Annotated in this window: 10 protein-coding genes; all 10 read left to right on the top strand. The window is 61.1% G+C overall.

The features are described 5' to 3' along the window. The first annotated feature begins 21 nt into the window (after positions 1-21). The 10 genes from JKL48_RS15030 to JKL48_RS14985 all read left to right on the top strand — a co-directional run bounded on the left by JKL48_RS15030 (position 22) and on the right by JKL48_RS14985 (position 13,739). A complete protein-coding gene (locus JKL48_RS15030) occupies positions 22-1,275 on the top strand; it encodes a ribulose-bisphosphate carboxylase large subunit family protein (RefSeq protein WP_394368860.1) in 1,254 nt (417 codons plus the stop codon). Positions 1,276-1,395: 120 nt separating this feature from the next. Next, entirely contained in the window at positions 1,396-2,739 is a 1,344-nt protein-coding gene (locus tag JKL48_RS15025) for a four-carbon acid sugar kinase family protein (RefSeq protein ID WP_236668819.1), read from the top strand. A 138-nt stretch (positions 2,740-2,877) separates the two neighbouring features. Next, positions 2,878-3,540, top strand: a complete 663-nt coding sequence (locus JKL48_RS15020; protein ID WP_201983901.1) for an aspartate/glutamate racemase family protein — start codon at positions 2,878-2,880, stop codon at positions 3,538-3,540. Positions 3,541-3,581: 41 nt separating this feature from the next. After that, entirely contained in the window at positions 3,582-4,904 is a 1,323-nt protein-coding gene (locus JKL48_RS15015; protein ID WP_201983900.1) for a bile acid:sodium symporter family protein, read from the top strand. 285 nt (positions 4,905-5,189) lie between these two features. Beyond that, on the top strand, positions 5,190-5,879 hold the full coding sequence (locus JKL48_RS15010; protein ID WP_201983899.1) for a DUF3826 domain-containing protein: 690 nt from the start codon (positions 5,190-5,192) through the stop codon (positions 5,877-5,879). A gap of 40 nt (positions 5,880-5,919) precedes the next feature. Beyond that, the gene (locus JKL48_RS15005) at positions 5,920-9,156 is read left to right on the top strand and encodes a SusC/RagA family TonB-linked outer membrane protein (RefSeq protein ID WP_201983897.1); all 3,237 of its coding nucleotides are present in this window, start codon (positions 5,920-5,922) and stop codon (positions 9,154-9,156) included. 14 nt (positions 9,157-9,170) lie between these two features. Next, positions 9,171-10,979 (top strand): RagB/SusD family nutrient uptake outer membrane protein, encoded by a 1,809-nt coding sequence (locus JKL48_RS15000; RefSeq protein WP_201983895.1) that lies wholly within the window; start codon positions 9,171-9,173, stop codon positions 10,977-10,979. Positions 10,980-11,140: 161 nt separating this feature from the next. Beyond that, a complete protein-coding gene (locus JKL48_RS14995) occupies positions 11,141-11,905 on the top strand; it encodes an SDR family NAD(P)-dependent oxidoreductase (protein ID WP_201983893.1) in 765 nt (254 codons plus the stop codon). Positions 11,906-12,064: 159 nt separating this feature from the next. Continuing rightward, complete coding sequence (locus JKL48_RS14990) at positions 12,065-12,922, top strand: fumarylacetoacetate hydrolase family protein (RefSeq protein WP_201983892.1); 858 nt, start codon at positions 12,065-12,067, stop codon at positions 12,920-12,922. Further along, positions 12,909-13,739: an amidohydrolase family protein gene (locus JKL48_RS14985; protein ID WP_201983890.1), complete on the top strand. Its 831-nt coding sequence runs from the start codon at positions 12,909-12,911 to the stop codon at positions 13,737-13,739. Before JKL48_RS14990 ends, JKL48_RS14985 begins: the two co-directional genes overlap by 14 nt. The last annotated feature ends 4 nt before the right edge of the window (positions 13,740-13,743 follow it).

The raw sequence follows: 13,743 nt of genomic DNA, 5'->3' as shown, positions 1-13,743 counted from the left end.
TGACGGGCTGCTTAATCTTACATACCACCCATGGAACGCATTACCGCCACCTACTACATCGAAACCCCTTTCCGCCCCGAAGACGCGGCGGCTGTGCTGGCGGGCGAACAGTCATCGGGCACCTTCGTGGCGGTACCCGGCGAAACGGCGGAGCTCAAGCAGCGCTTTGCGGCCCGCGTAGAATCGGTGGAGCACATGGAAACGGTGCAGGAACCTGCTATTCGCGGTGCGGAAAGCAGCAGCGGCGCGTATCATCGGGCGCGGGTGCAGGTATCGTGGTCGGTGGAGAACTTTGGCTACAACCTGCCGCTGCTGGTGTCCACACTGCAGGGAAATCTGTATGAAATTCGGCAGTTTACTGGGCTGAAGCTGATGGACATTGACGTGCCGGCTTCGTATGCGCAGCACTTTGCCGGGCCGGCTTTCGGCGTGGCGGGCTGCCGGGAGCTGACCGGCGTGCAGGGGCGGCCGCTCATCGGCACTATCATCAAGCCCAGCATCGGCCTCACGCCAGAGCAAACGGCTGGTTTGGTGCAAACGCTGGCCGAAGCCGGAATCGACTTTGTGAAGGACGACGAGTTGCAAATGGCCGCCGCCAATTCGCCCTTCGAGTCCCGCGTCGATGCCGTAATGGCTGTCATCAACCGGCACGCCGACCGCACCGGCAAAAAGGTGATGTACGCCTTCAACATCAGCGGGGAAGTAGACGAGATGCTGCGCCGCTACGAGTACGTGGTGCGGGCCGGCGGCACCTGCGCCATGGTGAGCATCAACAGCGTGGGCCTGGCCGGCACCCGCAAAATCTGTGACCAGCGCGCCCTCGCCATCCATGGGCACCGCAACGGCTGGGGCATGATGACTCGCCATCCACTGCTGGGCATCGATTTCCGCGCCTACCAGAAACTGTGGCGGCTGGCGGGCGTCGACCAGTTGCACGTCAACGGTATTCAGAACAAGTTCTGGGAATCGGACGACAGCGTGGTGGCGTCTATTGAGGCTTGCCAGATGCCGCTGCTCGGCGGCTATTCGGTGCTGCCGGTGGTGTCGTCGGGCCAGTGGGGCGGGCAGGCGTTCGAAACCTACCACCGCACCCACACTACCGATTTGCTTTACATGGCCGGCGGCGGCATTTTGGCCCACCCCATGGGCCCGGTGGCCGGCGTGCAGGCCCTGCAGCAAGCCTGGCAAGGCGCGGTAGATGGCCGCAGCTTAATCGAAACGGCGGCGCTGCACCCGGAATTTGCCGCGGCTGTTGAAAAATTCGGAAGCAAATGAGGACGTCATGTCGAGCGCAGCCGAGACATCTCGCGTGCTCCAACTAATTATGACTGATTTGATTACTTCAGCACGCGAGATGTCTCGGCTGCGCTCGACATGACGTCCTAACGAATCCAGATGAACAACTTACTCCTCGCCTACTACGGCGACGACTTCACCGGCAGCACCGACGCGCTCGAATTCCTGAGCCGCGCCGGGGCGCGCACGGCCCTGTTCATCGCGCCGCCCACGCCCGCCCAACTCGCCGCTTACCCCGGCCTGGACGCCATTGGCGTGGCCGGCCTCACTCGGGCCATGTCGCCGGCTGCCATGCAGGCCGTGTTGGAGCCCGCTTTTGCGCAGTTGCGGGCGCTGCGGCCACAGCATGTGCATTACAAAGTGTGCTCCACATTCGACTCCTCGCCCACTGTTGGCAGCATTGGGCAAGCCATTGAAGTAGGGCGCAAGGTGTTTCCCAACGCTTTCGTACCGCTGCTGGTGGCCGCGCCGGCACTGGGCCGCTACTGCGCCTTCGGCAACCTGTTTGCGCGCTTGGGCATTGGCAGTGACGGCGGCATCTTCCGGCTCGACCGGCACCCGTCGATGAGCCGGCACCCCACCACGCCCGCCGACGAAAGCGACCTGCGCGTGCATTTAGGTCGACAAACCGGGCTGAAAATCGGGCTGCTCGACATCCTGCAAATTACCCGGCCACTGGCCGAAATGCAGACCGCCTTAGCCGCACAAGTACGCGAAGGAGCCGAGGTCATTTTATTCGATGCCCTTTATGACGAACAGCTACTCGGCATCGGCGCGGCTATTGACAGCTGCGCCACCGAAGCGGAGCCGCTTTTTTCAGTAGGCTCTTCCGGTGTCGAAATGGCGCTGGGACAGCTCTGGGCAAAAAATGGTACGCTAACGCCGGTGACCGAATGGCCCACTCCCGGCCGCGCGGCTCCGTTGCTGGTGGTATCGGGCAGTTGCTCACCGGTCACGGCTGGGCAGGTGGCCTGGGGCACGGCCAATGGCTTCGCCGAAGTGGTGCTCGATGCCCCACTTCTGGCAGCTACGGAAGTGGCCGAAGATGCACAAGAATTGATTGTGTATCAGCAGCAAGCCGTCGCCCTTCTTCAGGAAGGCCGCAACGTCATCGTCCACACCAACGGCGGTGCGGATAGCCGGACTCAAAGCCTATCGGCCGAAAAGCTCGGCTCGGCACTGGGCTATATCGCCCGCGAAGTAGTGCGCCAAACGGGTGTACGCCGGGTGGTAGTAGCCGGTGGCGACACCTCCAGCTTCGCCGCCCGCGCCATGGGCATTGAGGCTGTGGAGATGGTAGCGCCCCTGTACCCGGGCGCACCGCTGTGCCGGGCCTCCGCGCCCGGCTCGCCCTTGCACGGCATCGAAGTCAATTTCAAAGGCGGCCAGGTCGGCGCCCCGGAGTATTTCGGCGTTCTGCTAGAAGGCTGCATGCTTACCTGAACGATTATCGAACGTCATGCTGAGCGCAGCCGAAGCATCTCTACTGCGCAAGCAATTCATTTAGTAGTGCGGCAGAGATGCTTCGGCTGCGCTCAGCATGACCGTTCATTTAATTTCAACAAAAACCCTTCGCCCACCATGCCCACCAAGACCCTTGCCCTCGTCCACACTTCCGCCACGCTGGTGCCCATGTTTCAGCAGCTCTGCGCCGAGCACCTGCCCGGCGTGCAAACTTTCAACATCGTCGACGACAGTCTGGTGCGCACCATCAACCGCGAGGGGAGCCTCACGCCCGCGGTTGCCCGCCGCGTGGTCAACTACGTGACGTCGGCCGAAGAAGGTGGGGCCGATTACGTGCTGGTTACCTGCTCCTCCATCGGCGCGGCGGTGGAACAGGCAGCTGGCCTGGCCGGCGTGCCCGTGCTGCGCGTCGACCAGCCCATGGCCGACCAGGCCGTGCAAACCGGCCGGCGCATTGGCGTCATCGCCACGCTGGCCACCACTCTTGGCCCCACCAGCGACTTGGTACAGCGCCGCGCCGCCCGCGCCGGCAAGGAAATCGAGCTAACCTCGGTGCTCTGCGAAGGGGCCTTCGAGTCGCTGATGAGCGGCGATGGCGCCCGCCACGATGCCATTGTTGCGGCGGCTCTCAAAGACCTGGTCACCAAAGTAGATGTGGTGGTGCTAGCCCAGGCGTCCATGGCGCGGGTAGTAGATGCGCTGGCCGCAGCCGACCGCCTGGTGCCCATCCTGGCCAGCCCCGGCATTGCCATTCGGCACCTGGCCAGCGAGCTGGGGTAGCCAAGGTTGTAGCATCCTATCCACTTCACTCCTGTTCTGCAATGAATCGTTTTTTTCAGTTCTGCCTGGTTATTGCCGGCCTTGCAGGCATGGCGTTGCTCGCAGGCGTAGTGTTGCATAATGCCGGGCTGTGGCAACCGGCAGCCGTCATTGCAGCCGTGAGCCTGGCGCTTGGCCTCAAAGCCTTGCCGCTGTTGCGCAGTTACCAATACACCGCCTGGATTATCGTGGCCGTGGTGGCAGCCATGATGTATCCGAACGCTTTTACGCACTGGGGCACTGTCGACTTGCGCAACAAGTGGCTGATTCTGGTGGTGGTGCAGCTGGTGATGTTTGGAATGGGCATCCAAATGAGCATCCGTGACTTCACGGGGCTGGCCACCACGGGCAAAGGCGTGCTCATTGGCCTGTTTTGCCACTTTTCGGTGATGCCACTCATGGGCTTCACCCTCACGCGCATCTTTCACTTCGAGCCCGAAATTGCCGCGGGCATTATTCTCATCGGTTCCTGCTCCAGCGGGCTCGCTTCGAACGTGATGGTGTACCTGGCCCGGGCCAACATGGTGCTTTCGGTCGTTGTCACGGCCATGGCTACGCTGGTGGCCCCGTTCCTCACACCGCTGCTGCTGAAGCTGCTGGCGGGCACGCTCATCGAGGTAAAGTTTGTGAACATGATGATGGAGATTATCAAAATCGTCATCGTGCCCATTCTGGCCGCGTTGCTGCACGATTACCTCAAAACGGCTCCGAGGCCGGGCCGGCGCGTGGTGTTTGGGCTGGCCGGCGCGGCGGCGCTGTGGCTGGTGGCGCTGCCGCTGGGCCTGTGGGCCGCTTTCGAACGCACCATTTCCAGCCCGGAAGTACTGCAGGCGTTCGAGATTTTCAGCTTCCTGGCCGGGGCGGTGGTGGTGGGCGTGCTCTACCACGGGCTGGCCGGGCGCCTGGGCCGGCTCGATGGGCTCATGCCCTACTTCTCCATGTTCGGCATCATCTACTTCACGGCCGTCACCACGGCGGCGGGGCACGACAATCTGCTGCGCGTGGGCTTTTTGCTGTTTCTAGTTTCGGTGCTGCACAATGCGGCGGGGTATTTCTTCGGCTACTGGCTGAGCCGGCTCTTTGGGCTGGATGTGAATTCGGCCCGCACGGTGGCTTTTGAAGTGGGCCTGCAAAACGGTGGCATGGCCTCGGGCCTGGCCGGCAGCATGGGCAAGCTGGGCACCGTGGGTTTGCCAGCAGCGGTGTTCAGCCCGTGGATGAATATCTCGGGCTCTATTCTGGCCAACTACTGGCGCCGGCGGCCGGTGGCTGTGGCTTCTACCGAGTCCCAGACCTTATACAATGCAGTGGTTGTGCCGGAATAATTGGGGCCGATTACGCATTTCGCTGGCGCAGGGTTGCCGTTCCGGGAACGATTGCGTGAGAGTTTTCACCGTATTTCGCACTTATTCCAGCCTAATTTGGTATCTTAGCTAGGAAGTCAAAAGGGCTTTCACGTTAGCAGGGAGGCGTTTTTAGCTGTGAATATCTTAAAAGTTAATGCAAGCTTCATGCTCATGATAATATCGTACAATAAGTTAGTTGAAACTGACATATTCCCCCTCCGAAACGTGGATAACTTGCTGCTCTTCTGAAGCTATTCACAAATCATGAATAATGCACTGCGAGGCCTGTTTTTGGCTGGTTTTCTTTCCGCAACTTCCCTGTTTCAGGCAGCGGCCCAGGGACCGGCGCCTACCGAAACCAAAGAAGCCGCTTACACCCGCACCATCACGGAGCGGGCGGCCAAAATCGTGGACAAAATTGACGGGCTGAAGGCCAAAGACTCTGTGCAGGTGCGCGACCTGATTGCCGACCAGTACCGCGCCCTCAACGACATCTACGAGCAGCAGAAAACCCGCAAGGCCGCCCTCAAAGCCCAGCCCCAGACCGAGCAGACCAAAGCCGAGCTGGCCAAGGTAGAAACCGAAACCACCGCCGCCCTCGACAAGCTGCACCCGCAGTACCTCAAGAAGCTGAGCCGCCGGCTCACCCCGGCCCAGATTGACCAGGTGAAGGACGGCATGACCTACGGGGTGCTGCCCATTACGATGACGGCCTACAACGACATGCTGCCCAACCTCACGGAGGCGCAGCGCACCCAGATGATGGCCTGGCTCACCGAGGCCCGCGAGCACGCCATGGACGGCGGTACTTCCGAACAGAAACACGCGTGGTTCGGCAAGTACAAGGGCCGCATCAACAATTACCTCTCGGCGGCTGGCATCGACATGAACCAGGCCGGCAAAGACTGGCAGGCCCGCGTCGCGGCCCGCAAAGCCGCCGATACTTCACATTAATTCTCCTCACCTATTTCCCAGTTTAACCCACCAAACTGATATGGCCCACTCCCTACACAATCGATTGTCTTTCCCCGCTGGGGTTCCGACGCGAATAGCCTGCGCGCTACTCGCGGGCGGCACGCTGCTGGGAACCGTCCCGGCCCAGGCAGCCGTGGCCAGCCCACCCAAGCGCAACTCGCCCCAAAGTGTGAAAGTGGGCTTCACCGGCTTGGTGAAAGACGCCAAAGGCAACCCCCTGCCGGGCGTGACCGTGCTCATCAAAGGCACGAAAACCGGCACCAGCTCCGGTGTTGACGGCACGTTTCATTTCAACCTGCCCACCGGCAATGAGACGCTGATTTTCAGCTTCATCGGCTACAAGAGCCAGGAAATTGCGGTGAATGGCCGGACCACGCTGGAGGTGAGCCTCGAGGACGACAATGCGGCCCTGGAGGAAGTAGTGGTGGTAGGCTACGGCACCCAGACCCGTTCTACCCTGACCGGCGCCGTGGCTACGGTCGACATGAAAAAGATTGAGGACTTGCCGGCCGGTAGCCTCTCGGCTACGCTGGCTGGCCAGCTGCCGGGCGTGGGCGTGGCCGGCGGCACCAGCCGCCCCGGCGACCCCGCCCTGATTACGATACGTAACCCCATCGTCGTGTCGAAAGACGGGGGCACCACCCAGCCGCTCTACGTTATCGACAACGTGGTGCGCACGCAGGACGACTTCAACATCCTCGACCAATCCGAAGTAGCGTCCATCACGATATTGAAAGATGCGTCGGCCGCCATTTATGGGGCACGCGGAGGCCAGGGCGTTATTCTGGTTACCACCAAGCGCGGCCAGGTGGGGGCGCCCAAGCTGAGCTACAGCGGCTCGGTGGGGGTGGCCGATGCGGCCATGCTGCCCAAGATGATGACCGGTGTGCAGCAGGCGCAGTACCTGAACGATTACAACACGGTGGGCGGCAAGGCCCTGACCGATGCCTCGATTTATTCGCCCGACGAACTGGCGTATTTTGCCAATAACAACACCGACTGGCTGCGCACGGCCTGGAAACCATCGGTGGTAACGCGCCATGCCCTGAACATGAGCGGCGGCACCGACCGGGTGACCTATTTCGCCGGGGCTACCTACAACTACCAGAACGCCAACTTCGACAACATCAACGCCAACCGCTGGACGTACCGCGCCAGCGCCGATGTGAAGGTGGCTCGTGGCCTGAAGGCGGGCCTCTCGGTGAGCGGCGGCCTGGGCCAGTCGCGCATGTATTTCCTCAAGCAGGGCGGCGAGAACCCGGAAAACGACATGAAGAGCTTGCTCTACACGCCGCAGTTCACGCCGATTTACGTGAATGGGCTGCCTGTGCTGCTCTCCACATCGAGCAATACCAACACCATCGACGCATTCCACTTCTTCCAGGTTCAGAACTCGGACAACTACACCTCGAACCGCAACACGACCCTCAACATCACGGCCAATATCGATTATGAGCTGCCGTTCCTCAAGGGCCTGAAGGCGCGGGTGCTGTACAACAAAACGATGGATGGCACCTTCGGCAAGCAGTACGGCACGAAGTACAACGTGTACCAGTTCTCGATGCTCGGCGACCACAAGCACATCTACGGCGGCGACGTGACCAAAACCGTGCTGCTGAACAACGGTGACCGGGTACGGATTAACCCCTCCTACTTCGACAGCTACCAGCTGAACGGCTACCTGAGCTACGACGGCCAGTTTGGCCTGCACCACGTGTCGGCGCTGGCGTTCTTCGAGCAATCGGAAACCCACACCGACTTGGTGACCGGCATGACGGAAGGCGTGATTATCGGCGGCCTGCAAAGCATGAGCAACGCCACGGGCACGCAGACCACCACCGAAACCGAAACCGAGTCGGGCTTGCTTTCTTACGTTGGCCGCTTCAACTACGATTACGCCAGCAAGTACCTGTTGGAGTTCACCATCCGCCGCGACGGCTCCACCAACTTTGCCCCCGAATACCGCTGGGGCGTGTTCCCGGCGGTTTCGACTGGCTGGGTGGTTTCGGAAGAGCCGTTCTTCAAAAACAACGTAGGCTTTGTGAACTTCCTGAAAATACGCGGTTCGGTTGGCTTTTTGGGCACCGACGCCACCAAGCCCTACAACTGGCAAACCAACTACGCCCTGCAAACGGGCAAGGGTGCGGTGTTCGGTGGCAACTCCGACCGGCCGCTGGTGTTCACCGCCAACAACGCCCTGGCCAACCGCGCCGCCCGTTGGGACAACATCACGAAATACAACGGCGGTATTGATGCCCACTTCCTGAACAACCACCTGTCCTTCAGCGCCGACGCCTTCTATGACCACCGCTACAACATGCTGACGGCCCTGTCGGGCACGGCTCCGCTGCTGATTGGCGCCGCGCTGCCTTCGGAAAACTACTCTTCGGTCGATGGCTTCGGCACAGAAGTATCCCTCGGCTACAACGACAAAATCACCAACGACCTGTCGTACAACGTCAGCACCTTCTTCGCCTGGAACGACAACAAGCAAGTACTCGTCGACGTGGCCAAAGGCACCATCGGTACTTACCTCGACCCCACCGGCCAGTCGACCGACCAGGGCGTACTGGGCTACCACAACCTGGGCATGTTCCGCACGCAGGCCGACATCGATGCCTTCTTTCAGGCCAACCCCGGCTACTCCACCACCTACACCATCATGGGCCAGAAGCCGATGCCCGGCATGCTGTATTACCAGGACGTGCGCGGCCCCAAGGATGCGAACGGCAACTACACGGCTCCCGACGGCAAAATCACGGCCGACGACCAGATTTACCTGACGCCCAAAGCCAACAACCACTACAGCATCGGCTTCAACCCCAGCATCACGTACAAGTCGTTCAGCATCTCGGCCACGATGGGCATCTCCTGGGGTGGCCAGGCCATGGTTGAGTCGACGGCTCGCAAGGTGGGCACGGCCACGGCCAACCGCCCCGAGTTCTGGGCCGACCATTGGACCCCCGACAACCCCAACGCGACCTACCCCGCTCCCTACTACTCGGCTACCTACGACCTGAACTCGGAGTTCTGGTTCCGGAGCTCGGTGCAGGCCGGCATGCGCAATGCCAACGTCTCGTATGCCCTGCCCACCAAGTGGACCAGCCGCGCGGGCATCAGCAGTGTGCGCATGTTCTTCACGGGCACCAACGTTTTCAACTTCTACAATCCCTACAGCTATAAGACGTATTCGGGCGCTTACGACGCGTACCCCACCATCCGCTCGCTGTCGTTTGGCTTGAACATCGGCTTGTAATTCCTCTTCGCAATATGAAATCCCTATATCTTTTTGGCGCCGCCCTTGTCTCGGCCCTTGCGCTCAGCAGCTGCGAAAAAGCGCTTGATAAAATGAATTTGAGCGCCACCGAAGGAACGCTGATTTTCAAAGACTCCACGCTGGCCAACCTCAACCTCAACTACATCTACGACCAGAACCTGCCGGGCTGGGCCGGGCAGGGCAACTTGGGCGGGTCGACGCTGACCAGCCTCAACCCCAACGGCCTCTCCGATGAGTCGTTTTCCGACAATGCCTACATGCAAGGCATCGTGCAGCTCTCCGACGTAGTGGAGTTCGGCACGGTGCTAAGCGCCACCAACAACTACGGCAAGATTCGAACCATCAACATGTTCATTCGGGACGTGCGAGCCGGTTCGTTGCCTTCGGGCACCAAAAACCGCCTCATCGGCCAGGCGCAGTTCTTCCGGGCCTGGCGCTACTTCGACCTCGTGCGCATCTACGGCGGGGTGCCGCTGGTGATGAGCCCGCTGAACGGCGTGGGCACCGAAGCCCGCAACCTCACCTACCTGCCCCGCAACACCACCACCGAATGCTTCCGGGCCATTGCCGCCGACCTGGACTCGGCCGCCGCGGTGCTGCCCGGCAAATGGGCGGCCACTGCCGACTGGGGCCACATCACCAAAGGTGCCGCGCTGGCTTTCAAAGGCCGGGCGCTGCTCTTCGCCGCCAGCCCGGAATTCAGCACCGATAACACGGCCAAATGGCAGGCTGCCTACGACGCCAGCTTAGCGGCCAAAAACGCCCTCACGGCCAGCGGCTTCGGCCTGCACGCTTCCTATGACCAGCTGTGGTTCCAGGAAACCAGCAACCCCGAAGCGGTGATGATAACCGGCTACAACAACTCGACCGGCGACCAGACCAAGAAAAACAACTCCTACGACAACGCTACCCGGCCTTCGTACACGGGCACAGGCGGCGGCTCGAACCAGCCCACCTGGGAAATGGTGCAGGCTTACCCCATGCTCGATGGGAAGATGCGCGGCGCTTCTACCAAGTACCCCTACACCGACCAGCTGTACTACAAAAATCGCGACCCGCGCTTTGACAAGACCATTGCCTACAACGGCTGCACCTGGCCCCTCAATGGCAACACGGCCTACAAGCTGTGGACGTACTACAAAGGCACTACCTCCGTTGAAACCAAAGCCAGCTCCACCAGCTTCTATTGCCGCAAAGCCATCAGCCCCACTGCCGCTGTGAGCGATGTGCAGTATCTGGGCACCGACTGGATTGAGATTCGCTACGCCGAAGTGCTGCTGAACCTGGCCGAAGCGGCCTGCGGCATCAACGACCTGCCCACGGCTTACGCCCAACTGGTGGCCATCCGGCGCCGGGCCGGCCTCGAGCCTGGCGCCGACAACCTCTACGGCCTGCAAGCCGGCATGAGCCGCACGCAGATGTTCGACGCCATCCTGTTTGAGCGCCAGATTGAATTTGCGTTCGAAGGCAAGCGCTTCTGGGACCTGCGCCGCTGGAAGAAACTGAGCACGGTGTTTAACGCACTCACTGCCAAGCGCCGCCACGGCCTCACCATCACGCTAAGCACAACCGCCCCTGCCGACTTCGCTACTACGCGCGACAATCTGGTGCTCGACAACGTGTACACCAGCTACTTCCCGTTTCCAGCGAACATTGTCGTGAAGAACGTAGACACCAAATACGACCTCAACTGGAAGCCGGAATACGACTTCTTTGCCATTCCGCAACAGGCCATCGACAACAACCCCTCTATCCTCCAGAACAACACCTGGTCCGGCGGTTCGTTCGACCCGCTGCAATAAGCAAGCCGCTTGCAGGCTTGCAGCAAACCCTTGTCAAACAATGCGTCGCTATTCTTCCGGAATGGCGGCGCATTGCCATGTACGGGCCCTTGGTTGGGTAAGGTTATCGCGGCCCACATCTCTGCAATTCCCTCTTCATACTTGTCGCTCTCTCTTCCCACATGTTTAGTTTAACCGGAAAAACCGCTGTAATTACGGGCGGCGGCAGCGGCATTGGCCGGGCCATTGCGCTGCTCTTTGCCCGCCAGGGCGCGGCCGTGCACATCATCGAGCTCAACGCCGAAGCCGGCCAGGAAGTAGTGGCCGAGATTCAGCAGGCCGGCGGGCAGGCGACCGCGCACGCGGCCAACGTCAGCCAACAGGCGGCCGTGGTGGCGGCTTTTCAGGCCATCGGCCGGGTTGATGTATTGGTCAACAACGCGGGCATCGCGCACGTCGGCAACGTGGAAACCACCTCGGAAGCCGACTTTGAGCGCGTGTACCAGGTGAACGTGAAAGGCGCCTACAACTGCCTGTTTGCCGCCGTGCCGCTGATGAAAGCCCAAGGGGGCGGTGCCATTGTGAACATGGCCTCCATTGCCGCCCACGTCGGCCTGACGGACCGGCTGGCCTACTCCATGAGCAAGGGCGCTATTTTCGCTATGACCCTCTCGGTGGCGCGCGACTACCTGGCCAGCAACATTCGCTGCAACAGCATCTCGCCGGCGCGCGTGCACACGCCGTTTGTCGACGGCTTCATCGCCAAAAACTACGCCGGCCAGGAAGCCGAGATTTTCGGCAAGCTCTCGCGCAGCCAGCCCATCGGCCGCATGGGCCAGCCCGACGAAGTAGCCGCCCTCGCCCTCTACCTGGCCTCTGACGAGGCCGGATTTGTGACCGGCTGCGACTATCCGCTCGATGGCGGCTTTATCAAGCTCAACACCTAAATCGACACAGCAGGACGCCACAGGAACGTCATGCAGCGCGCAGCGAAGCATCTCTACCGCTTCGTTGAATCGACTGAATTACTATCGAGGTAAAGATGCTTCGCTGCGCTCTGCATGACCTGCTAAGACCTTAGTTCTTTCCAACCACTCACCTCCCCTATGAAACTCATCCGCTACGGCCAGCCCGGCCAGGAAAAGCCCGGCGTCATCCTCAACGACCAGCAATACGACGTCTCGGCTTTTGGCGAGGACTACACCGAAGCATTTTTTGCCACGAACGGCATCCAGCGGCTGGCCGGTTTTCTGCAAGCCAACCAAAGTCAGCTCACCCCTATCGCCGACACCGAACGCTTGGGCCCGCCCGTGGCGCGGCCGTCCAAGCTGCTGTGCATTGGGCTGAACTATGCCGACCACGCCCGCGAAACCGGCGCCACCCCGCCCCCGGAACCGGTGCTGTTCATGAAATCGACCACGGCCTATGTGGGGCCGAACGACGACATCGTCATCCCCCGAAACTCGGTGAAAACCGACTGGGAAGTGGAGTTAGCCGTGGTGATTGGCAAGCGGGCTTCCTACGTGGAGGAAGCGGAGGCGCACGAATACATTGCCGGCTACGCCCTGCACAACGACGTGTCGGAGCGCGAATTCCAGCTGGAGCGCAGCGGCACCTGGGACAAGGGCAAGGGCTGCGACACCTTCGCGCCGGTGGGCCCGTTCATGGCCACGCCCGATGAAATCGGCGACGTGGACAACCTGCGCCTGTGGCTGTCGGTGAACGGCCAGATGATGCAGGACGGCACCACGGCCAACCTCATTTTCAAGATTCCCTTCCTGATTTCCTACCTCAGCCAGTTCATGACGCTGCTGCCCGGCGACATCATTTCGACCGGCACACCCGCCGGCGTGGGCCTGGGTTTCAATCCGCCCGTGTACCTGAAACCCGGCGACGTGGTGGAGCTGGGCATTGACGGATTGGGCACTTCGCGCCAGACGGTGAAAGCGTATGCTAAGAATTGATTCGCACCAGCATTTCTGGCAGTTCGATGCGGTGCGCGATGCCTGGATAACGCCCGACATGGCGGCCATCCGGCGCGACTTCCTGCCCGCTGATTTGCAACCTATTCTTCAGCTGCAAGGCCTCGACGGCTGCGTGGCCGTGCAGGCCAGCCAAAGCGAAGCCGAAACCAATTGGCTGCTGGAACTGGCCGATGCGCACGAATTTATCAGAGGCGTGGTGGGCTGGGTCGACCTGCGGGCCGCGAACGTGGGGGAACGGCTGGCCTACTACGCGCAGTTCGGCAAGCTGAAAGGCTTCCGGCACGTGCTGCAGGGCGAAGCCGACCGCGCCCTGATGCTCCGGCCCGAATTTCGGCGTGGCCTGGCGGCGCTTTACGCGCACGGCTTCACGTACGACCTGCTGATTTTGCCTGACCAGCTGGGCTTGGCGGCGGAGTTGGCTGAGCAGTTTGCCCTCCAGCCGTTTGTGCTCGACCACCTGGCCAAACCCTTCATCAAAAAGGGCGAATCCGAGCCCTGGCGTCGCGACCTGCGCGCCCTGGCCGCCCACGAAAATGTGCTCTGCAAAGTATCGGGACTGGTGACAGAAGCCGACTGGCAGCACTGGCAGTCGGCCGATTTCAGGCCCTACCTCGATGCCGCTTTTGAGGCGTTTGGGCCACACCGGCTGATGTTCGGCTCCGACTGGCCGGTGTGCAACGTGGCCGGCGGCTACAAGCGAGCGCAGGGCTTGCTGACCGACTATTTATCTTCTTTTTCGTCCGACGAGCAAGCCCGGTTTTGGGGCGGCAACGCGGTTTCCTTTTACCAGTTATAACCCC

The sequence above is a fragment of the Hymenobacter rubidus genome (assembly GCF_016734815.1).
Classification (GTDB): Bacteria; Bacteroidota; Bacteroidia; order Cytophagales; family Hymenobacteraceae; genus Hymenobacter; species Hymenobacter rubidus.
Note: the sequence above shows the minus strand (reverse complement) of the source record. Positions and strands in the feature narration are given on the sequence as shown.